The sequence below is a fragment of the Pseudomonas syringae pv. tagetis genome, from assembly GCF_022557255.1.
GTDB lineage: Bacteria > Pseudomonadota > Gammaproteobacteria > Pseudomonadales > Pseudomonadaceae > Aquipseudomonas > Aquipseudomonas caricapapayae.
The window spans coordinates 1,383,294-1,405,011 of the sequence record NZ_CP092923.1 but is presented as its reverse complement, the minus strand read 5'-3'; the positions used below and the strand labels follow the sequence as shown (position 1 = coordinate 1,405,011).

Here is a 21,718-nt window from a genome sequence, read left to right as displayed (position 1 = left end):
GCCTGATGCTACGTCTTATCGCCCCGCTGTTCGCGCTACTGCTATGCCTGCCCGCCCACGCCGACAGCTTTATTACCCGCGCCCTCGACAAACCGGTGCCCGGCGGCGTGGCCGTTATTGATCTGGGCACAGGTGCGCAAGCGCCAAGAGCCACCTATCAAGGCAAACCGGTGCTGGTGGTCCAGGAACAGGGCACGCGCTGGCTGGCGATCGTCGGCATTCCACTGACCGTCAAGCCCGGTACTCAGCAAATCACCTCCGGCGGGCGGGCACTCAACTTTACGGTTGGCAGCAAGAAATACCCGGAACAGCACATCACCCTGAAGAACAAACGTCAGGTCAATCCCAACCCCGAAGACAACAAACGCATCGAAGGCGAACTGGCTGAACAGCTACGCGCCTACCGCAGTTTCAGCCCCGGCACGCCGAGCAACCTGATTCTGGACAAGCCGGTCAACGGCCCGCTGTCGAGCAAATTCGGCGTACGCCGCTTCTTCAACGGCGAGGAACGCAACCCGCATTCAGGGCTGGATTTCGCCGTACCGGCCGGCACACCGATCAAGTCACCAGCAGCAGGCAAGGTCATCCTGACCGGCAATTACTTCTTCAATGGCAATACGGTATTCGTTGACCATGGCCAGGGCTTTATCAGCATGTTTTGCCACATGTCGAAAATCGACGTGAAGGTCGGTGACCTGGTGCCGCGTGGCGGCGTGGTCGGCAAAGTCGGTGCCACCGGTCGGGCAACCGGCCCGCACATGCACTGGAACGTCAGCCTGAATGACGCACGCGTCGATCCGGCGATCTTCATCGGCGCGTTTCAGCCGTGATCCATCCGGTGAGCGAGCGCAGCGGCGCTTGCTCACTGCAACCTGTCTTTGCGCACATCGCTATGAGCCAACAATAAGCGCACTGTAAATCTTGAAATGTCGCTATAAACGATCGATAAAAACGCATTTTCGAGAATTTATCCCAATCTTTTTCAAGTGCTTGCCATCATCCATCTCAATGGTTACGGTTGGCCTCATGAAAAGCTCTCAAACCCTCATTCTGTTGCGCCAACACCGGTGCCTCAGCCTGGTCAGCGCCCGACTGCCAGGCTAGATTGCTGTGCCTCGCCCATATGTTCGTAATTCCCTGTGCTATCCAGAACGGCAGGCCGACCCAACCCCGGCCCCGTGAATACAAAAGGATTTCCTGATGACCATGCTCAAAGACCCCTCGAAGAAGTACCGTGCGTTCCCGACCATTGATCTGCCTGACCGCACCTGGCCTTCGAAGACCATCGATACAGCGCCTATCTGGTGCAGCTCCGACCTGCGCGATGGCAACCAGTCGCTGATCGAACCGATGGACGCGGCCAAGAAGCTGCGCTTCTGGAAAACCCTGGTCAGCGTCGGCGTCAAGGAAATCGAGGCATCCTTTCCATCGGCTTCGCAGACTGACTTCGACTTCGTGCGTACCCTGATCGAAGACGGCCACATCCCGGATGACACCACCATCCAGGTCCTGACCCAGGCTCGCGAAGACCTGATCGCCCGCACATTCGAATCGCTGCGCGGCGCCAAGAAAGCCATCGTTCACCTGTATAACGCGACCAGCCCGTCGTTCCGCCGCATTGTCTTCAATCAGGACAAGGCCGGGGTGAAGGAGATCGCGGTCAACGCGGCCAAGCTGTTCGTCAAATACGCAGCACAACAGCCTGAAACCCAGTGGACCTTCGAATACTCGCCGGAAACCTTCAGTGCGACCGAGCTGGAGTTCGCCAAGGAAGTCTGCGATGCCGTGATCGAGGTCTGGAACCCGACACCTCAGAACAAGGTGATCCTCAACCTCCCGGCTACGGTGGAAGTAGCAACGCCAAACATTTATGCGGACCAGATCGAGTGGTTCGGACGCAACATCACCCGCCGCGACAGCGTGCTGATCAGCCTGCATACGCACAATGACCGCGGTACTGGCGTTGCTGCGACCGAGCTGGGCCTGATGGCGGGTGCGGATCGTGTCGAAGGCTGCCTGTTCGGCAACGGCGAGCGGACCGGTAACGTCGACCTGGTTACGGTTGCACTGAACCTTTACACCCAGGGCATCGACCCCGAGCTGGACTTTTCGGACATCGACGGCGTGCGCAAGGTTGTCGAAGAATGCAACCAGATTCCGGTTCACCCGCGTCACCCCTACGTCGGCGACCTGGTTCACACTGCATTCTCCGGCTCGCACCAGGATGCTATCCGCAAGGGTTTCACCCAGCAGAAGGAAGGCGAGTTGTGGGAAGTGCCTTACCTGCCGATCGACCCGGCCGACATCGGTCGTAGCTACGAAGCGGTGATTCGTGTCAACAGCCAGTCAGGCAAGGGTGGCATCACATACCTGCTGGAACAGGAATATGGCATTTCCCTGCCACGCCGCATGCAGATCGAGTTCAGTCAGGTGGTTCAGGGTGAAACCGACCGTCTGGGCCTGGAGATGACCGCCGAGCAGATCCACTCGTTATTGCGTCGTGAATACCTGCAAGCCAATGTGCCGTATGCGCTGATCAGTCATAAGTTGCAGGAAGAGAACGGCAACAGCTCGGTGGATGCCGAAGTGCATGTCGACGGTGAAACCCAGCATTGGCGCGGCAAGGGTAAAGGCGCGCTGGAAGCGCTGGTGGCCGGTCTGCCGGTGGCCGTGGAAATCATGGACTACAACGAGCATGCGATTGGTTCGGGCACCACGGCCAAGGCCGCTGCCTACATCGAACTGCGAGTGAACGGCGAGCGTGCCGTGCATGGCGTGGGCATTGATGAAAACATTACCACCGCCAGCTTCCGAGCCCTGTTCAGCGCACTGAATCGCTCACTGAGCCAGACACAGGCCAAAGCAGCCTGAGTCGACAGCAGGATGGCGGGTGCAAGTCCGCCATCCTGATGCAAACCGAACCTGCGCTTCCCTCCCCGCCAGCCTCTTGCATTCCACGCATGACCCTGCCTGTTTCGGCATAATCTTTTTCATTTATGCTGTGGTAGCATGCTGCCTTTACTCCTGCGCGGGCGCAATCCAACAGCAATTCATATGCTGACGATGCCCGTCCGGACTTACCTGCCATCTGCATCTTTCCTATAAAACCAAGACGACTATTGCATTGATTTCCGGACGAAAAGAATGCTCGGGCAGACCCACCGTGCATTGAAATTACCATCGGCCTCGGTACGCTGAGCTGATCCAATCACATTTGGAGCGATTATGCCCAAGGCTTCCCATCAAGATTTGCGCCGCAGTTTCCGGGCGCTTACCTCGTCGAATTCGTGCTTTCACACAGCCTCGGTGTTCGACCCCATGTCAGCGCGAATCGCAGCGGATCTGGGCTTTGAAGTAGGCATCCTCGGCGGCTCCGTCGCGTCGCTGCAGGTACTGGCAGCACCTGACTTCGCATTGATCACCCTGAGCGAATTCGTTGAACAGGCCACGCGCATCGGCCGTGTCGCGCAGCTCCCGGTCATCGCGGACGCAGACCATGGTTATGGCAATGCCCTTAACGTCATGCGTACCGTGGTCGAACTGGAACGCGCCGGTATTTCTGCGCTGACGATTGAAGATACCCTGCTGCCTGCGCAATTCGGGCGTAAGTCCACTGACCTGATTTCCACGGCTGAAGGCGTCGGCAAGATCCGCGCAGCGCTGGAAGCACGTGTCGATCCGGAGATGTCGATTTTCGCTCGTACCAATGCGGCAATCATCCCGGTTCAGGAAGCCATCAGCCGGGTTCAGCAGTATCAGGCCGCTGGCGCTGATGGCATCACCATTGTCGGCATTCGTGACTTTGATCACCTGGCACAGATATCCGAAGGCGTGACCGTGCCGCTGATGCTGGTCACATACGGCAACCCGGAACTGCACGACAATGCACGTCTCGCCGAGATGGGCGTCAGGGTCTGCGTGCATGGCCATGCTGCGTACTTTGCCGCGATCAAGGCCACCTACGACTGCCTGCGCGAGCAACGCCAGATACTGGGCAGCGAGTCGAACATGAGCGCTACGGAATTGACCCACACCTATACTCAGCCCGAAGACTACGTAGAGTGGGCCCGCAAGTTCATGAACGTGAATGAGTAACAGGCAGGATGACTGACTCTGGACGCTGCGCCGCCTGACCAGAAGCGGACGCAGTACGTCCAGACAGCCAGACAGCATACCCATGCGGAGCGTGAACGCATCGAGCGTCACTTCAGACGCTCTTGCGGAAAAGATCACGCAGTGGTGTTGACGCCGCCTTCGGTCTGCAGTTGCAACAGCGAGCCTTGCAACGTTTGCAGATTGGCACTGGTGGCCGAGATCTGTGCCTGGATCGCCAAAGCCTTCTGAGCTTTCTCTTCTGGCGTACCTTTACCGCTTTGGGCCGCAGCCAATTGAGCCTGCTGCTGGGCCAATTGCTTCTGAGCTTCCTTGATCTGTTGTTTTATTTTCTCGATCGTTTCTTCAAGTGCCGCTTTAGTTGAACCACCAGCACTGCCCCCGCCTGCTGCAGCGCCTGCCTTGCCACCCTCTGTCGAGGCCTGATCGGACGTCTTTTCGGCTTCCGTTGTGCTCGCAGTGGCGGCCTTGGTTGCCTCGGCATCGGGATTTTTGACTGTTAGGGTCAGTGAACTGGAATAAGTGTTCAACGTGGAAGTGTTGATAGTAGTCATGGCAATCTCCTGAGGGTCTGGACTACCTATCGGCTGCCCCGTAACAATCTGAAGCAATTTAATGAACAATAAATGAATCAGCATCCAGCCCGGCCGGGAACCGGGTGCGATAGGCCTGCAGATCAGCAGCGCTGAGGGTCGCCTTGAATACGCCATCAGCTTCGCCAGCACTCAAGACGCCTTCACCCTGAAAATCCATAACCTGACTGTCACCCGTGTACGCAAAGCCCTTGCCATCCGAGCCCACTCGATTGACTGCAGCTACATAGCAGAGGTTTTCGATAGCTCTGGCAGGCAGCAGGCGATTCCAGTGCAGACGTCGAGCGCCGGGCCAGTTGGCGGTGTACACCAGCAAGTCGGTGCCCTCGGCATCACGGCTCCAGACCGGGAAGCGCAGGTCATAGCAGATCAGCGGACGAATACGCCAGCCGTTGAGCTCAAACATCACCTGACGCTCGCCCGGCGTGTAGTGCTCATGCTCACCGGCCATGCGAAACAGATGACGCTTGTCGTAATGCAGCAACTCACCATCCGGTCGTGCCCACAGCAGGCGGTTGCGATGGCTGCCATCGGCAGCGCGGATGATGACGCTGCCGGTCACCACCGCGTTGATGCGTCTGGCCTGCGCCAGCAGCCATGTTGATGTCGGCCCGGCTTCCGGCTCGGCCAGGGCTTCGGACTCCATCGAGAACCCGGTGGTGAACATTTCCGGGAGGATCACCAGATCAACACCGCGCGCCTGGTCGAGCAGTTGCTCGAAGTGCTCGAGGTTGGCCTCGCGATCATGCCAGGCCAGCGTGGTCTGGATCAGCGCGAGATTCAGGTTCGGCAGTTCACTTATATCGCGCATAGTTTCTCCGCAGCCTGAAGCAAGGTTGCTTCTTGCTTGGCGAAACACAGGCGAATCAGGCGCTGTCCTGCTGGCGGGCTCTGGTAGAACACAGAGATCGGAATGCTCGCCACACCGTGCTCACGGGTCATCCACAGAGCCATGTCCACATCGTTCAGATCAGGCCGAATCTGCGAATAGTCCACCAATTGAAAATAAGTGCCACCGACCGGCCTGAAGCTGAAACGCGATTCAGCCAGATGACCACAGAAAAAATCCCGCTTGGCCTGATAAAAGGCGGGCAACTCATCAACATGCTCAGGGTGCTCAGCCATGAAATCGGCCAGTGCGTACTGCAACGGCGTCACACCACAGAAACTCACGTACTGATGCACCTTGCGCAATTCGGCAGTCAGCGCAGGAGGTGCGACCACATAGCCGGTTTTCCAGCCGGTAACGTGATACGTCTTGCCGAAAGAGCTGACGACAAAAGCGCGCTGATACAGCGCTTCGTGGTCAAGCACACTGACATGGCGTGCGCCGTCGAACACCAGATGTTCGTAGACTTCATCACTGAGCAGGTAGATATCGCGCTCGGCAATCAGTGCGGCCAATCGATCAAGCTCGGCGCGACTGATCAGGGCCCCGCTCGGGTTGTGCGGGCTGTTGATGACGATCATGCGTGTGCGCGGGCTCAGCGCATCGGTCAGCTTTTGCCAGTCAATGGAAAAGTCATCGAGTGCCAGTTGCACGTGAACGCAGCGCCCTCCGGCCAGCTCGACAGCAGGTTCATAGCTGTCATAGCAAGGGTCGAAAATAATCACCTCGTCACCGGTTCGGATAACGCTCTGGATCGCGCAGAAAATCGCCTGAGTAGCACCGGGCGTAATGGTGATTTCGCTGTCAGGGTTAACCTCACGCCTGTAACTGCGGGCGATCTTTGCCGCCACCTGCTGACGAAGCGCAGGCAGCCCGGTCATCGGTGAGTACTGGTTATGGCCTTGAGTGACATGTCGGCAGACCGCATCGCGCAGCGCCGGCGGTCCGTCGAAATCGGGAAACCCCTGGGACAGGTTCATAGCACCGGTTTCGGCGGCCAGCTGTGACATGACGGTGAAGATAGTGGTGCCCACGTTGGGCAACTTGCTGTCGATCATGGAACCCTTTCCCTGCAATCTCCCGACACCGGGCGGCACGGGGTCAGGCAGGATAGCCCATAAAACGGGCACAAAAAAAGGCGCCGAAGCGCCTTTTTCCTGCTGCCGGTTCAGCGCTTGTCGCGGCGCTTCTTGTCGGCTTTCTTGTGGTGCGACATCATTCGACGCTTTTTGTTGACCTGACGGTCAGTCAGCGTGTTCTTGTTGCCTTCATACGGGTTCTCGCCACCCTTGAACTCGATGCGGATCGGCGTACCAACCAGCTTGAGCACGCGGCGATAGGTGTTTTCCAGATAACGGACATAGGACTTGGGTACTTTCTCGACCTGGTTGCCGTGAATCACGATCAACGGCGGGTTGGCACCGCCCAAGTGAGCGTAGCGCAGCTTGATGCGTCGGCTGCCGACCATCGGTGGCGCATGCTCGCTGACCGCATCTTCCAGAATCTGGGTCAGGCGGCTGGTTGGCCAGCGAGTTACGGCAGACTTGAACGAGTTCTGTACCGACTGATACAGGTTGCCCACGCCCGTGCCATGCATTGCGGAAATGAAGTGGATGTCTGCAAAGTCGACGAAGAAAAGCCGGCGTTCCAGCTCGATTTTCACGAAATCACGTTCGCCCGGCGTCATGCCATCCCACTTGTTCAGCGCAATGACCAGCGCACGACCGGCTTCAAGGGCGAAGCCCAGCAGGTTCAGGTCATGGTCGACCACCCCTTCACGGGCGTCCATCACAAAAATCACCACGTTGGCGTCTTTGATGGCCTGCAGCGTCTTGACCACCGAGAACTTCTCGACTTCCTCGTGGATCTTGCCGCGCTTGCGCACACCGGCAGTGTCGATCAGCGTGTACTTCTCTTCGTTACGTTCGAAGGGAATGTAGATACTGTCGCGTGTCGTGCCCGGCTCGTCATAGACAATAACCCGGTCTTCACCCAGCATGCGGTTGACCAGCGTCGATTTGCCGACGTTGGGACGACCGATGATGGCGATCTTGATGCCGTCCTTTTCGCTCGGGCCTGGAATGCGCTTGGCTTCCTGACCTTCGGCGACTTCCTCGACCTCCTCGCCTTCCTCCAGCTCGTCTTCGTCCTTGGGAAAGTCCCGCAGGGCGATTTCGAGCATCTGCGAGATGCCACGACCGTGGGCACCGGCTACCGGAATGGCGTCGCCCAGACCCATCGGGCTGAACTCGGCACGCGCCAGGTTTTCATCGATGTTGTCGATCTTGTTGGCTACCACGTAGGAACGCTTGTTGCGTTTGCGCAGGTGCTCACCAATCATCTGATCAGCAGCGGTGTAGCCTGCACGGGCATCCACCAGAAACAGCACCACATCGGCTTCTTCAATGGCCAGCAGCGACTGCTCGGCCATCTTTTCGTCCATGCCATGCTCGTCACCGGAGATACCGCCGGTGTCGATCAGAATATAGGAGCGCCCTTGCCACTTCGCCTCTCCGTATTGGCGATCACGGGTAAGACCGGACAGATCGCCGACAATGGCGTCGCGAGTCCTGGTCAGGCGGTTGAACATGGTGGACTTGCCGACGTTCGGTCGACCCACCAGGGCGATTACGGGAACCATGCGGCTCTCCACTTCGTTATTTCAGAAAATACAAAAGCCGCTGCAGGGCAGCGGCCGGAGTTCGGGGCAATGCCACAAAGGCACCGCAGCCTTGCCGAAGCAAGGGCACCCAAGGCCATGAGCCTTGGGCATGGACACTTATTGCTTGATGGTCAGGGCTTCCAGTTTGCCGCTGTTGCCATACACGTAAATCATGTCCCCAACCACCAGCGGACGCGCGCGCAGGCCGTCGCTGTCGATACGTTCGCGACCTACAAAGCGACCGTCCACCTGACTCAGCAGATGAAGGTAGCCTTCCATGTCACCGACCGCTACATAGCTGGAATACACTTCCGGCGCGCCCAGTTGGCGACGGGCCAGCGATTCGTTGCTCCACAGTGCCGAAGACGAACGCTCGTCGATACCCTCTACAGTGCCGGAGGCCAGGGTGGCGTAAACGCTGCCAAAGCCCTGGGCTACGCCCGAGTAGCTGGAAGCGTCACGCTGCCAGAGCACACGACCGCTTTCCAGCTCCAGACCTGCGACGCGGCCCTGATAGGTCGCGACATACAGTGTACCGCCTGACAGCAACAGGCCGCCGTCGATGTCAACCACGCGATCCAGTTCCGAGCGACCTTGCGGGATGGCAACACGCTGCTCCCAGATCGGTACGCCGTTGGTGATATCCAGGGCGACGACCTTGCCGGTCGACAGACCCGCCACGGCGAGACGGTTGGTTGCGAGCGGAGCTCCCGTGCCACGCAGCGTCAGTACCGCTGGCGTACTTTCGTAGATCCAGAGCTGCGAACCGGTAGAGGCGTCGAAACCGACAATACGGTCATCCTGAGTCTGGACAACGACCACGGAACCGTTGGTGGCAGGCGGGGCCAGCACTTCGCTGGTCACGCGAGCACGCCACTTTTCCTCACCGGAAGTAGCGTCCATGGCAATGACTTCACCCTTGAGGGTGCCGATCATCACCAGGCCATAACCTACGCCGACTGCACCGGAAACGGGCAGATCGAGGTCTTTCTTCCAGATCACGTCACCGGTCAGACGATCCAGCGAGACGACTTCACCCGTAACGTCAGCCGCATAGATGCGGTCGCCATCAATGGCCGGCACGAGCATGTTGTACGTCTTGCCCTGACCGTCGCCAATGGAACGGCTCCACTGCTTGTGCAGAACCACTTCTTCTTTGAAGTCGGTCAGCTCGGCCGGAGGCAATTCCTTTTTGCTGTTGCTGCTGCAACCCGCGGCCAGAATGGCCAGAGCCAGCAATGCTGCATGTTTCCAACGAATCACGTCACGCATCCCCTTTCGCCAGATCGTCGAGCTTCATTTGCAGGCCACCTACCGCTGCGTCTTCGGACAGCGCGGATTTGGCCTTTTGGTATGCAGCATAGGCCTCATCAGTACGACCCAGCTGTACCAGCAGGTCACCCTTGAGTTCTTCACGACTGGCGAGGAAAGCCTTGTCGGCATCGCCGTCGAGCAGCTTCAGCGCGTCATCGGTCTTGTTCTGCGCAGCCAGCACGCGAGCCAGACGTTGACGGGCAATTTCACCCAGCGTGTCGTTGGCAGGCTTGTCGGCCACGGTTTTCAGCTCGGCTACGGCATCGTCCAGCTTGCCGGCATCGACCGCCACCTTGGCGACGAACAGGCTACCGAACTGTGCGTAGGTAGTGCCACCGAATTCGCTTTTCAGTTTGCCGGATATTTCGGCGACACGGGCGGTGTCTGCCTGGCCACTCGGCGTCAGTGCGGTTTCCAGCAATTGCTGATAAAGCATCGAGGCGCCTTGCGACTGGCCGGCCTGATACCGGTGCCAGAACTGCCAACCCAAGACCACGACCAACGCAAGCAGACCACCGGTCAACAGGGGTTTGCCGTTACGCTGCCACCAGTCCTTCATTACCGCCAGCTCTTCATCTTCGGTACCCGACACCCCAATACTCCTATTCGCTAAACGGCTGTTAATCAGCTTCAACCCTGCACAACGCAGGAGGCCAGGTGCTCCGAGAGAGCATCCCAGGCAATATTTTGTTGTTCACCCTGACCACGCAGAGGTTTGACGCCTATGACCTGTGCAGCAAGTTCTTCTTCACCGAGGATCAGCGCATACAGCGCACCACTCTTGTCGGCCTTCTTGAACTGGCTTTTGAAGCTGCCGGCACCGGCATTGACCTGTAAACGCAGGTTCGGCAACTGATCACGCACCTTTTCGGTGAGGGCCAGCGCCGCCAGCTCGGCCGCTTCGCCAAAGGCGCACAGGTAGACATCGACCTGACGGGCAATTTCTTCGGGGACCTGCTCAAGGGTCTCCAGCAACAGCACCAGTCGTTCGATACCCATCGCGAAACCGACGCCGGCAGTGGGCTTGCCGCCCATCTGCTCGACCAGGCCATCATAGCGACCACCGGCACAGACCGTACCCTGGGCACCCAGTTGATCGGTGACCCATTCGAAAACGGTCTTGCTGTAATAGTCCAGCCCGCGAACCAGCTTCGGGTTGATGACATAAGGAATGCCTGCCGCGTCCAGACGGGCCTTCAGGCCTTCGAAGTGAACGCGTGATTCATCATCCAGATAATCCGCCAGCTTCGGTGCATCGACCAGCACAGCCTGGGTTTCAGGGTGTTTGGTATCGAGGACCCGCAGCGGATTGGTTTTCAGGCGGCGCTGGCTGTCTTCGTCGAGTTGATCAAGACGTGCCGACAGATACTCGACCAGCGCATCCCGATAGCGCGCACGCGCCTCGCTGGTGCCCAAGCTGTTCAGTTCGAGCTTGACCGCATTGCGGATGCCCAGCAGGCCCCAGAGGCGCCAGGTCATGACAATCAGTTCGGCGTCGATGTCCGGCCCATCAAGGTTGAAGACCTCTACACCAATCTGGTGAAACTGGCGATAACGACCTTTCTGTGGCCGCTCGTGACGAAACATCGGGCCGATGTACCAGAGTTTCTGAACCTGACCGCCACCGGTGATGCCATGCTCCAGAACCGCACGCACACAGGCGGCAGTGCCTTCCGGGCGCAGGGTCAGGGAGTCGCCGTTGCGGTCGGCGAAGGTGTACATTTCTTTCTCGACGATATCGGTCACTTCACCGATGGAGCGCTTGAACAGCTCGGTGAATTCGACGATAGGCATACGAATCTGCCGGTAACCGTAGTTATCCAGCAGTCGTGAAACAGTGCCTTCGAAGTGGCGCCACAGCGGCGTCTGCTCGGGCAGGATGTCATTCATGCCACGAATGGCTTGTAGAGACTTACTCACAGAAAATCCTTAGCAATCCTGGTTAGCCGCGCACGATGACCGATGCGTCGGCTTCGGCCTTTTCAGCCGCTTTCTCGCGAATCAAGCGTTCAAGCTCGTCCACAAGATTGTCGTTGGTCAGTTTCTGCGCGGGCTTGCCGTCGATGTAGATCAGGTTCGGTGTACCGCCCGTCAGGCCGATATGCGCCTCCTTGGCCTCGCCTGGACCGTTGACCACACAACCGATCACTGCGACATCGAGCGGCACCAGCAAATCCTCGAGGCGACCTTCAAGCTCGTTCATGGTCTTGACAACATCGAAGTTCTGCCGCGAGCAACTCGGGCAGGCGATGAAGTTGATGCCACGGGAACGAAGGCGCAAGGACTTGAGGATGTCGTAACCGACCTTCACTTCCTCGACGGGATCGGCAGCCAGCGAGATGCGGATAGTATCGCCAATTCCTTCGGCGAGCAGCATACCGAGACCGACAGCCGATTTCACTGTGCCTGAACGCAAGCCACCGGCCTCAGTGATACCCAGGTGCAGCGGCTGGACGATCTGTTTGGCCAGCAGCCGGTAGGCAGCGACGGCCATGAACACATCGGAGGCTTTGACGCTGACCTTGAAGTCCTGAAAGCTCAGGCGCTCCAGGTGTTCGACGTGACGCAGCGCAGACTCGACGAGGGCTTCCGGCGTTGGCTCGCCATACTTCTTCTGCAGGTCTTTTTCCAGCGATCCGGCATTGACGCCGATCCGGATCGGAATACCGCGATCACGCGCAGCATCGACCACGGCCCGCACACGGTCTTCGCGACCGATATTGCCCGGATTGATACGCAGACAGTCGACACCCAGCTCCGCCACACGCAACGCAATGCGGTAATCGAAATGGATATCGGCGACCAGCGGCACCTTGACCAGTTGCTTGATACGCCCAAAGGCCTCGGCGGCGTCCATGTCCGGTACGGAAACACGCACGATGTCGACGCCGGCCGCTTCCAGACGATTGATCTGGGCCACGGTGGCAGCGACATCATTGGTATCGCTGTTGGTCATGCTCTGCACCGCGATCGGCGCATCACCGCCGACCGGTACGGAACCGACCCATATTTTTCGGGATTCGCGACGCTTGATTGGAGATTCGCCGTGCATGACTTATTGCCCTAGCTTCAGGCGAGCAGTTTCGCCGCTGGTAAAAGGTGCCACGTCTACAGGCTGACCGTTGTAGCTGACCTGTGCACCGCGCGCGAAGCCCAGACGCAGGGTCAATGGCGGCTTGCCGCTGACGTCAAGGCTATCGCCCTTGCGCTTTAGACCGCTCACCAGCACTTTGCCGTTTCCGTCGGTAACCTGAGTCCAGCAATCGGCGACGAATTGCACCGTGACCTGACCGGCACCCGCCACGACAGGCGCGGGTTGCTCGGCTGGCGCAGTCGGCATCGAAGGGACGGTCGGCGCAGCAACGGGAGCCTGAGGAGTGCTCGCCGATGGCGTAGCAGCAGGTGTCTGTGGTTGTGTCGTTGCGTGACCTGTGACGTTTGAAGCCGGGGCCGCAGGCGCAGTGGCAGGCGCCTCACTTGCAGGCGCACCGGTATTCAACGGCAGAGAGGTCTGACCGGGGGCGGGCGTTTCAGCCACTGCGGGCTCTTCCGGCTCATCCAGCGGATGGATCTGCGTGGTGCCGTCGGCGCTTTCGACTTCGACGTGCTCCATGTTCAACCCGGACTGATCCTTGCCGCGCAGAGAGGCCTGATCCTGCCACCAGAAGAAACCACCGCCGACCAGTATCACCAGCAACAAAAGACTGACGATGCGCAGAATGTTGTGTGACAGCCTGACCGGCTCTTCAATACGGCCCAGTGCATGAACCGAACTGCCCTTGCCATCGGTGCCGGTGAACTGGTCGAACTGCTCGACCAGCGCCGCCTGATCGAGATCGAGCAATTTGGCGTAAGCGCGTACATACCCCCGGGCGAACGTATGCCCAGGCAGTTTTTCAAAATGGCCGTTCTCCAGATTGCTCAAGGAGGTCACGGTGAGGTTCAGTCTCAAAGCCACATCTGGCAGCGACCAGCTCCTGCTCTCGCGGACCTGGCGCAGGGTTTCTCCAGGGTTCACGCGGGTGGTTGCTACAACTTCGGGATGCGCCGCTTTCATCATTGCTCCGACAGGTATTGCTGATATTCCGGCGTACCGGGATAGAGTCTTTTCAACAGCAGACCAAAACTGGCCGCCTTGTTACGATCATCATAGATCTTCGCCAGACGCGTACCGAGCAATAGACTACGTGCATTTTGCTCGCTGAGCTGGCTAAAACGGTCGTAATAATCACGTGCTGGCACATATTGCTTGTCTTCGTAGGACATCTGCGCCATTTCCAGCAAGGATCGCGGCAACTGGCGGTCAAGGCGCAACGCCTTGGTAAAGTGCTCACGGGCCTGCTCGCGATCACCCAGTTTCAGCGAAGTCATGCCCAGGCTTTCAAAGACCCGTGACCGCTCAGGATACAGGTTGTCGGCAGCCGCCTGTTCAAAACGCTCGTAGGCTTCCTTGTAACGTTTTTGTTCGAACAGAAAACTGCCGTAATTATTGACGATACGTGTTTCGTTGTTGCTGGAAGCCAGTGCCTTGCGAAAATATTGCTCTGCAAGCTCCGGCTCCATCTCGGTCTGAAAAACCAGGGCCAGCGCGGCATTGGCCTGCGCATCGGAACTGTCCAGTTCGAGTGCCTTTTTCAGCGGAACCTTGGCCCGTTCGGTCTGCCCCTGCTGAAAGTAACCCAATCCAAGCTGCACGTAAGCCCTGCGCGCTTCTTCACGTCCCTGCGCTGTCGTCAGCGGGTTGACGTTGCCGGTGGACACGCACGCCGTCAGCAACATGGCAACACACAGCAGCAGCGAGGCACGCACAGACATGGAGTCTCTCTCGATCAGGTTGGCAGTCAGGTTCGAGTTGCCGCAACCGGCACCGTGTCGGCCTCGGCGCTCAACTCACGCACAGCGATGTAGCGTTCACTACGGCGCGTGCGGTCCATCACCTGCCCGACCAGTTGGCCGCATGCAGCATCAATGTCTTCACCGCGCGTGGTGCGCACAGTGACGTTATAACCGGCCTGATGCAACAGGTCCTGAAAACGACGGATCGCGTTGTTGCTGGGACGCTCGTATCCGGAGTGCGGAAACGGGTTGAACGGGATCAGGTTGATCTTGCAAGGCGTGTCCTTGAGCAGTTCGATCATCTCGACGGCGTGCTCGACCTTGTCATTAATGTCCTTGAGCATCGTGTACTCGATGGTGAGTACACGCTTTTCGCCCAGGCTGGACATGTAACGGCGGCAGGACTCGAGAAGCATCTGCAACGGGTATTTCTTGTTGATCGGCACCAACTGGTTGCGCAACGCATCGTTGGGTGCGTGCAGCGACAAGGCCAGGGAAACGTCAATGTGCTTCGCAAGCTCATCGATCATCGGTACCACACCGGAGGTGGACAACGTCACCCGGCGCTTGGATATGCCATACCCCAGGTCGTCCATCATCAGACGCATGGCGGCAATGACATTGTCGAAGTTCAGCAGCGGCTCACCCATGCCCATCATCACCACGTTGGTGATGGCACGGTCGACGGTCGCCGGGACGCTGCCAAAGGATTTGTTGGCAATCCACACCTGACCGATGACTTCGGCGGCGGTGAGGTTGCTGTTGAAGCCTTGCTTGCCGGTGGAGCAGAAACTGCAATCCAGGGCACAGCCCGCCTGGGACGAAACACACAAGGTGCCGCGCTTGCCCTGCGGAATATAGACGGTCTCGACACAGCTGCCGGACTCTACGCGCACGACCCATTTACGGGTGCCGTCGCTGGAGATGTCCTCGCTGACCACTTCAGGACCGCGAACCTCGGCACACGCCTTGAGCTTTTCGCGCAGGGCCTTGCTGACGTTCGTCATTGCGTCGAAATCTTCGACGCCGAAGTGGTGAATCCACTTCATGACCTGACCGGCACGGAAGCGCTTCTCCCCGATAGAGTCGAAGAATTTCTCCATTTCCTGTTGAGTCAGTCCCAGCAGGTTGGTTTTACCAGTCGATGCAATCATGAATTCACCCTTCACTCGTCAGTCAAAAATGACTTAGCGAGCGGTTACTTCGGTAGCGGCGAAGAAGTACGAGATTTCGCGAGCAGCAGCTGCTTCGGAATCGGAGCCGTGAACAGCGTTGGCATCGATGGAATCAGCGAAATCGGCGCGGATGGTGCCGGCAGCAGCTTCTTTAGGGTTGGTAGCGCCCATCAGCTCACGGTTCAGAGCGATAGCGTTTTCGCCTTCCAGAACCTGAACCACAACCGGACCGGAGATCATGAACGCAACCAGGTCGCCGAAGAAACCACGAGCGCTATGCTCAGCGTAGAAACCTTCAGCTTCGGCCTTGGACAGCTGCTTCAGCTTGGAAGCGACAACGCGCAGACCGGCTTTTTCGAAACGAGTGGTGATCTCGCCGATTACGTTCTTTGCAACGGCGTCAGGCTTGATGATGGAGAAAGTACGTTGAACAGCCATGGTGAAACTCCAGAAACAGTGATTTAAGCGAAAAATTAAACCCGCGAATTATACGCGGGTTCTGGTGTATTGCCTAACGGCGTACGTTACTGAACGTCAATCCAGCTCTTCGATCCATAACCCCTGGATCGCTTCGAGAACCTTCTCCCCGCTGCGGGCGGGGTCGTCATCGAACTCAGGCAAGGCAATCACCAGATCGCGCAACCTGGGGAAACTCACCGCGAGCGGATTGATCTCCGGATGGCTTTCAGCCAGTTGGATGGCAATTTCCTGCACATCGACCCATTTGAGACTCATGAGCAATCCTTGAATCAGTGTGGCGCTTCAGCAGCGTGATTGAGCGAATACTTGGGTATTTCGACAGTCAGGTCTTCGTTACCGACGATTGCCTGACAGGAAAGGCGCGATTGAGCCTCCAGCCCCCAGGCCTTGTCGAGCATGTCCTCTTCCAGCTCGTCGGCTTCGTTCAGCGAGTCGAAACCCTCTCGAATGACGCAATGACAAGTAGTGCAGGCACACACGCCACCACAGGCGCTTTCAATCTCGATGTGGTGCTCGTGGGCAATGTCGAGAATAGACGTGCCGGGCTCCACTTCTACAACCAACCCGTCCGGGCAATGCTCGGCGTGGGGCAGAAAAATCACCTGCGGCATCAGTTATTCCTCAATCTCATTCAAGTTGCGCCCGGCCAATGCGGCTTTTACCGTCGAATCAAGGCGTCGGGCAGCAAATGCGTCGGTCACCTGCGACAGACGCTTAGTCTGCTGCTCGATGGCGTAACCATCGGTGCCTTGCATCAATTCACGTAATTCGTCCATCTGCAGGTTGATGACCAGCAGCTCTTCTTCATCGAGGAGACGCTCGCCATCCGCTTCCAGAGCACCTTGAACGGCTTCGAGCAGGCGCTCGGCGTCAACCTGGTGCTCGCGCAGCACACGGGCGACCTTGTCATCACCCGCGTACTCGAAGGAATCCTTGAGCATGCGAGTCACCTCGTCATCGGTCAGCCCGTAGGATGGCTTGACCTGAATGCTCGACTCAATGCCCGACCCCATCTCACGCGCCGAAACGCTGAGCAAACCGTCGGCGTCGACCTGAAAGGTGATACGAATCTTCGCAGCACCCGCAACCATTGGCGGGATGCCACGCAGTTCGAAACGCGCTAGCGATCGACAGTCGCTGATCAATTCGCGTTCGCCCTGCAACACATGAATCTTCATGGCCGTCTGGCCATCCTTGTACGTGGTGAATTCCTGACCACGCGCTACAGGAATGGTGGTGTTACGCGGGATGACCTTTTCCATCAGCCCACCCATTGTTTCCAGCCCGAGAGACAGCGGAATCACGTCAAGCAGAAGCAACTCGCTACCATCATGCTTGTTGCCTGCCAGTGTATCGGCCTGTATCGCAGCACCGATGGCCACCACCTGGTCCGGGTCAATCTGGGTCAGCGGCTGACGGCCGAACAATTCGGCAACTGCCTCACGCACACGCGGAACACGCGTCGAACCACCGACCATGACCACGGCCTCGACCTCGTCAAGCTCGATACCGGTATCACGCACTGCACGACGACAGGCCTTGAGACTGCGTGCAATCATAGGTTCGATCAGCGCATCGAATGCATCACGGGTCAGCGTGCCGCGCCATTCACCGTAGGCAATTTCAACAGACTGGGCGTCGGTCAGTGCTTCCTTGGCCGAGCAGGCTGCCTGCAGCAGGTTACGCTGGGCGGAAGGGTCCAGGTCGGCAGACAGACCGGCATCGGCAACAATCCAGTTCGCGATGGCGTGATCGAAGTCATCGCCGCCCAGCGCGGTGTCGCCGCCAGTGGCCAGCACTTCAAACACACCGCCAGTCAGGCGCAGGATCGATATATCGAACGTCCCGCCGCCTAGGTCATAGATAGCCACCACACCTTCGGCTTTCTGATCCAGACCATAGGCGACAGCAGCAGCCGTTGGCTCGTTGAGCAGGCGCAAAACATTGAGACCCGCCAGCCTGGCGGCATCCTTGGTGGCCTGACGCTGAGCGTCGTCGAAATAGGCAGGAACGGTGATCACCGCGCCCACCAGTTCGCCGCCCAATGCGGACTCGGCTCGCTGGCGCAAGACCTTGAGAATATCGGCAGACACTTCGACCGGGCTTTTAGGCCCCTGTACGGTTTCGATGAACGGCATATGCGACTCACCACCGACGAAGCGATAAGGCAGTTGTTCGCCCAGTTGCTTGACGTCAGTCAGCCCGCGACCCATCAGACGCTTGACCGAAAGAACGGTGTTGAAAGGGTCCTGTGACGCAGCGGATTTCGCTGACTGCCCGACCTCGACACGGTCAGCGTGATAGCGCACGGCAGACGGCAGAATAACCTGCCCTTCTGCATCGGCCAGCGGTTCGGACAGGCCGCTGCGCACTGCAGCAACCAGAGAGTTGGTAGTGCCCAGGTCGATACCCACAGCCAGACGGCGCTGATGCGGTTGAGGACTCAGGCCGGGTTCGGCGATCTGCAGTAAAGCCATGCTGTTCAGAATAATCACTGGCGCGCGACCAAAGCCGCGCGGGGTTAATCGTCGAGGCGCTCTTCTAGCTGGCGCACTTCGTGAGAGAGCTTGTCGAGGAACTGCATACGCCGCATCAGCTTTTCAGCGTGCTCGCGTTGTGCAGCATCGTTCCAACAAGCGGCGAAGCTCTGGTTCAACTCGTCCTGAGCAACCTTGAGCTGGCGCTTGAAGGTCGCCACGCCGGCAAGATCGGCCTCATCCTGCAGATCCTCGAGGTCTTCGCGCAATTGCATCTGCTGCAGAAGAAATTCAGGATCATGCACAGTGACCTCGAGCGGCACCTCGTTACCCTTCATCGCCAGAAGATAGCGCGCCCTTTTCGGCGGGCTTTTCAGGGTCTGATAGGCCTCGTTGAGACTGGCTGAACGTTCGAGCGCCAGACGCTGCTCACGCTCGGAGGCGTCAGCAAAACGATCGGGATGTACGTTGCGCGCCAGCTCGCGGTAGCGCGTTGCCAACTGATCAAGATCGAGCTGAAACTCGGGTTTGAGGTCGAACAGGGCGAAATGACAGGGAGTACCCACAATAAAAGCCTCAGACGTTGAAGCTTTCGCCACAGCCGCACTCACCGCGCGAGTTGGGGTTGTTGAATTTAAAGCCTTCATTCAACCCTTCACGCACGAAGTCGAGCTCGGTGCCATCCAGATAGACCAGGCTTTTCGGGTCAATGATGACCTTGACGCCGTGCATTTCAAACACGGTGTCTTCGCTGGCCGCCTCATCGACGAACTCCAGTACGTAGGCCAGACCTGAACAGCCTGTGGTGCGGACACCCAGACGAACGCCATCACCCTTGCCGCGTCCCTCAAGGGAACGTCGTACGTGGTTAGCGGCAGCTTCTGTCATGCTGATAGCCATCGGAACTCCTCAACTGTATTGCACGTTAACGCTGTTGCGCGCTGCGCTGCAAAGCCTGCTTACAGCAGACCTTTCTTCTGCTTGTAGTCGCGAACGGCGGCCTTGATTGCGTCTTCGGCGAGTACCGAGCAGTGAATCTTCACCGGCGGCAGCGCCAGTTCTTCAGCCAGCTGAGTGTTCTTGATGGTCTCTGCTTCATCCAGAGTCTTGCCCTTCATCCACTCGGTGGCCAGTGAACTGGAGGCAATTGCCGAACCGCAGCCGTAGGTCTTGAACTTGGCATCTTCGATAACGCCTTGTTCGTTGACCTTGATCTGCAGGCGCATCACGTCGCCGCACGCCGGAGCGCCGACCATACCGGTGCCGACATCAGGATCTTCGGCGTTCATCTTGCCGACGTTACGTGGGTTTTCGTAGTGGTCGATGACCTTTTCGCTGTAAGCCATGATTCTGTTCCTCTCACATCAGGGAGCCGCTCTGCAGGTCACGCCGCAATTGCACATGACCTGTATTGGAGGCGGCTTTAAATTAGTGCGCCGCCCACTCGATCTTGGAGATATCGACGCCGTCTTTGAACATGTCCCACAGCGGCGAAAGAGCACGCAGCCTGGTAACAGCCTCGCAGACCTTCTGCGCGGCGTAATCGATCTCTTCTTCAGTGCTGAAACGACCGAAGGTAAAACGAATCGAGCTGTGCGCCAGTTCGTCGTTACGGCCCAGGGCACGCAATACATACGACGGCTCAAGCGAGGCCGATGTACAGGCCGAACCCGACGATACAGCCAGATCCTTGAGCGCCATGATCAGCGACTCGCCTTCGACATAGTTGAAGCTCAGATTCAGGTTGTGCGGTACGCGGGCAGTCAGGCTGCCGTTGACGTACAGCTCTTCCAGATTTTCGACCTGTTTGAAGAAACGATCACTGAGCGCCTTGATGCGCACGTTTTCAGCGGCCATTTCTTCCTTGGCGATACGGAATGCTTCACCCATACCGACAATCTGGTGCGTAGCCAGCGTACCGGAACGCATGCCGCGCTCGTGACCGCCGCCGTGCATGGCCGCTTCGAGGCGGACACGTGGCTTACGGCTGACATACAGCGCGCCGATGCCTTTGGGGCCATAGGTCTTGTGCGCCGAGAACGACATCAGATCAACCTTGAGGCTGGCCAGATCGATTTCAACCTTGCCGGTCGACTGCGCGCCATCGACGTGGAACAGCACGCCACGCGAGCGAGTCAGCTCACCAATCGCGGCGATATCGTTGATGGTGCCGATTTCGTTGTTCACATGCATGATCGAAACCAGAATGGTGTCGTCGCGCAATGCAGCTTCAATCATGGAAGGCGTGATCAGACCGTCTTCACCCGGCTCGATGTACGTGACTTCGAAACCTTCCCGCTCCAGTTGGCGCGTGGTGTCGAGGACAGCCTTGTGCTCAACCTTGGACGTGATCAGGTGCTTGCCCTTGCTGGCATAGAAATGCGCAACACCCTTGATGGCCAGGTTGTCGGACTCGGTAGCCCCCGACGTCCAGACGATTTCGCGCGGATCGGCGTTGACCAGGTCTGCGACCTGACGGCGAGCGTTCTCGACCGCTTCTTCGGCTTTCCAGCCAAAGACGTGGGAGCGCGATGCAGGGTTGCCGAAGTTTCCTTCGACTGTCAGGCATTCGATCATTTTCTGCGCGACACGCGGATCGACCGGGGTCGTCGCGGAGTAATCGAGGTAAATCGGCAATTTCATTGAAGCTCTCCTATCAGGCAGGCGCACCGCTCATTCATCTGCGTTCATTCGACGGCGGACGTTTCGATCTTACCCAGTTGCGAAACGTGGTGATGACCACGACGCATATCCTGGCGCTGAGCGACTTCTTGTACCTCACGGCGAGTGACAAGATCCGCCAAGCTGATACCGCTTAGAAATTCGTGAATCTGCTGGCTAAGGTCGCACCACAAGTGGTGGGTCAGGCATGTATCGCCAGCGTGGCAATCGCCCAGACCCTGGCACCGCGTGGCGTCGACCGATTCATTGACCGCGTCGACAACCTGAGCAACCTGAATGCCTTTCATGTCCCGCGACAGCTGGTAGCCGCCGCCCGGACCGCGAACACTGGAAACCAGATTGCCGCGACGCAGTTTGGCGAACAGCTGCTCGAGGTAGGACAGGGAAATCCCCTGCCGCTCGGAGATGTCGGCCAGAGACACTGGCCCGTTCTGCGCGTGCAACGCCAGGTCAAGCATGGCAGTTACAGCGTATCGGCCTTTAGTAGTCAGTCGCAT

Annotated in this window: 23 protein-coding genes; 3 read left to right on the top strand and 20 right to left on the bottom strand. The window is 58.3% G+C overall.

The window, feature by feature from the left end:
• The first annotated feature begins 5 nt into the window (after positions 1-5).
• From MME58_RS06310 to MME58_RS06300, 3 genes are all read left to right on the top strand, one after another.
• Positions 6-830, top strand: coding sequence for a M23 family metallopeptidase (locus MME58_RS06310; protein WP_054988621.1), 825 nt, complete (start codon positions 6-8; stop codon positions 828-830).
• Positions 831-1,200: 370 nt separating this feature from the next.
• Positions 1,201-2,871 carry a 2-isopropylmalate synthase gene (gene leuA, locus MME58_RS06305; protein ID WP_054988620.1) on the top strand — a complete coding sequence of 557 codons (1,671 nt, stop codon included), beginning with the start codon at positions 1,201-1,203 and terminating at the stop codon, positions 2,869-2,871.
• Between the two features lie 354 nt (positions 2,872-3,225).
• Complete coding sequence (locus tag MME58_RS06300; RefSeq protein ID WP_002552494.1) at positions 3,226-4,095, top strand: isocitrate lyase/PEP mutase family protein; 870 nt, start codon at positions 3,226-3,228, stop codon at positions 4,093-4,095.
• Positions 4,096-4,229: 134 nt separating this feature from the next.
• Here the strand turns inward: MME58_RS06300 and MME58_RS06295 are convergent, their stop codons facing one another.
• From MME58_RS06295 to iscR, 20 genes are all read right to left on the bottom strand, one after another.
• Positions 4,230-4,667, bottom strand: coding sequence for a hypothetical protein (locus tag MME58_RS06295; protein ID WP_054988619.1), 438 nt, complete (start codon positions 4,665-4,667; stop codon positions 4,230-4,232).
• A gap of 58 nt (positions 4,668-4,725) precedes the next feature.
• Positions 4,726-5,517 carry an amidohydrolase gene (locus MME58_RS06290; RefSeq protein WP_054988618.1) on the bottom strand — a complete coding sequence of 264 codons (792 nt, stop codon included), beginning with the start codon at positions 5,515-5,517 and terminating at the stop codon, positions 4,726-4,728.
• Positions 5,505-6,653, bottom strand: coding sequence for a pyridoxal phosphate-dependent aminotransferase (locus MME58_RS06285; protein ID WP_055005299.1), 1,149 nt, complete (start codon positions 6,651-6,653; stop codon positions 5,505-5,507). Before MME58_RS06285 ends, MME58_RS06290 begins: the two co-directional genes overlap by 13 nt.
• A 110-nt stretch (positions 6,654-6,763) precedes the next feature.
• Positions 6,764-8,236: a ribosome biogenesis GTPase Der gene (der, locus tag MME58_RS06280; protein ID WP_055005298.1), complete on the bottom strand. Its 1,473-nt coding sequence runs from the start codon at positions 8,234-8,236 to the stop codon at positions 6,764-6,766.
• 138 nt (positions 8,237-8,374) lie between these two features.
• Positions 8,375-9,529 carry an outer membrane protein assembly factor BamB gene (gene bamB / locus MME58_RS06275; protein WP_054988615.1) on the bottom strand — a complete coding sequence of 385 codons (1,155 nt, stop codon included), beginning with the start codon at positions 9,527-9,529 and terminating at the stop codon, positions 8,375-8,377.
• On the bottom strand, positions 9,522-10,163 hold the full coding sequence (locus MME58_RS06270; protein WP_054988614.1) for a YfgM family protein: 642 nt from the start codon (positions 10,161-10,163) through the stop codon (positions 9,522-9,524). The genes bamB and MME58_RS06270 overlap by 8 nt, the downstream gene beginning before the upstream one ends.
• Positions 10,164-10,201: 38 nt before the next feature.
• A complete protein-coding gene (gene hisS, locus MME58_RS06265; RefSeq protein ID WP_055005297.1) occupies positions 10,202-11,491 on the bottom strand; it encodes a histidine--tRNA ligase in 1,290 nt (429 codons plus the stop codon).
• Positions 11,492-11,513: 22 nt separating this feature from the next.
• Complete coding sequence (ispG, locus tag MME58_RS06260) at positions 11,514-12,623, bottom strand: flavodoxin-dependent (E)-4-hydroxy-3-methylbut-2-enyl-diphosphate synthase (RefSeq protein ID WP_054988612.1); 1,110 nt, start codon at positions 12,621-12,623, stop codon at positions 11,514-11,516.
• 3 nt (positions 12,624-12,626) lie between these two features.
• The gene (locus tag MME58_RS06255; protein WP_054988611.1) at positions 12,627-13,628 is read right to left on the bottom strand and encodes a RodZ domain-containing protein; all 1,002 of its coding nucleotides are present in this window, start codon (positions 13,626-13,628) and stop codon (positions 12,627-12,629) included.
• Positions 13,628-14,386 (bottom strand): type IV pilus biogenesis/stability protein PilW, encoded by a 759-nt coding sequence (gene pilW / locus MME58_RS06250; protein WP_055005296.1) that lies wholly within the window; start codon positions 14,384-14,386, stop codon positions 13,628-13,630. The genes MME58_RS06255 and pilW overlap by 1 nt, the downstream gene beginning before the upstream one ends.
• 26 nt (positions 14,387-14,412) lie before the next feature.
• Positions 14,413-15,561 carry a dual-specificity RNA methyltransferase RlmN gene (rlmN, locus tag MME58_RS06245; protein WP_054988609.1) on the bottom strand — a complete coding sequence of 383 codons (1,149 nt, stop codon included), beginning with the start codon at positions 15,559-15,561 and terminating at the stop codon, positions 14,413-14,415.
• 33 nt (positions 15,562-15,594) lie between these two features.
• Positions 15,595-16,020: a nucleoside-diphosphate kinase gene (gene ndk, locus MME58_RS06240; RefSeq protein ID WP_002552482.1), complete on the bottom strand. Its 426-nt coding sequence runs from the start codon at positions 16,018-16,020 to the stop codon at positions 15,595-15,597.
• A gap of 96 nt (positions 16,021-16,116) precedes the next feature.
• A complete protein-coding gene (iscX, locus tag MME58_RS06235) occupies positions 16,117-16,317 on the bottom strand; it encodes a Fe-S cluster assembly protein IscX (protein ID WP_054988608.1) in 201 nt (66 codons plus the stop codon).
• 14 nt (positions 16,318-16,331) lie between these two features.
• On the bottom strand, positions 16,332-16,673 hold the full coding sequence (fdx, locus tag MME58_RS06230; protein ID WP_054988607.1) for an ISC system 2Fe-2S type ferredoxin: 342 nt from the start codon (positions 16,671-16,673) through the stop codon (positions 16,332-16,334).
• 3 nt (positions 16,674-16,676) lie between these two features.
• Positions 16,677-18,539 carry a Fe-S protein assembly chaperone HscA gene (gene hscA, locus MME58_RS06225; RefSeq protein WP_055005342.1) on the bottom strand — a complete coding sequence of 621 codons (1,863 nt, stop codon included), beginning with the start codon at positions 18,537-18,539 and terminating at the stop codon, positions 16,677-16,679.
• A gap of 44 nt (positions 18,540-18,583) precedes the next feature.
• Positions 18,584-19,105 carry a co-chaperone HscB gene (hscB, locus tag MME58_RS06220; RefSeq protein WP_054988605.1) on the bottom strand — a complete coding sequence of 174 codons (522 nt, stop codon included), beginning with the start codon at positions 19,103-19,105 and terminating at the stop codon, positions 18,584-18,586.
• A 10-nt stretch (positions 19,106-19,115) separates the two neighbouring features.
• Entirely contained in the window at positions 19,116-19,439 is a 324-nt protein-coding gene (gene iscA, locus MME58_RS06215) for an iron-sulfur cluster assembly protein IscA (protein WP_003365093.1), read from the bottom strand.
• Between the two features lie 59 nt (positions 19,440-19,498).
• Positions 19,499-19,885: a Fe-S cluster assembly scaffold IscU gene (gene iscU / locus MME58_RS06210; RefSeq protein ID WP_002552476.1), complete on the bottom strand. Its 387-nt coding sequence runs from the start codon at positions 19,883-19,885 to the stop codon at positions 19,499-19,501.
• An 82-nt stretch (positions 19,886-19,967) separates the two neighbouring features.
• Entirely contained in the window at positions 19,968-21,182 is a 1,215-nt protein-coding gene (locus MME58_RS06205; protein WP_055005295.1) for an IscS subfamily cysteine desulfurase, read from the bottom strand.
• Positions 21,183-21,226: 44 nt separating this feature from the next.
• A complete protein-coding gene (iscR, locus tag MME58_RS06200; protein WP_054988603.1) occupies positions 21,227-21,718 on the bottom strand; it encodes a Fe-S cluster assembly transcriptional regulator IscR in 492 nt (163 codons plus the stop codon).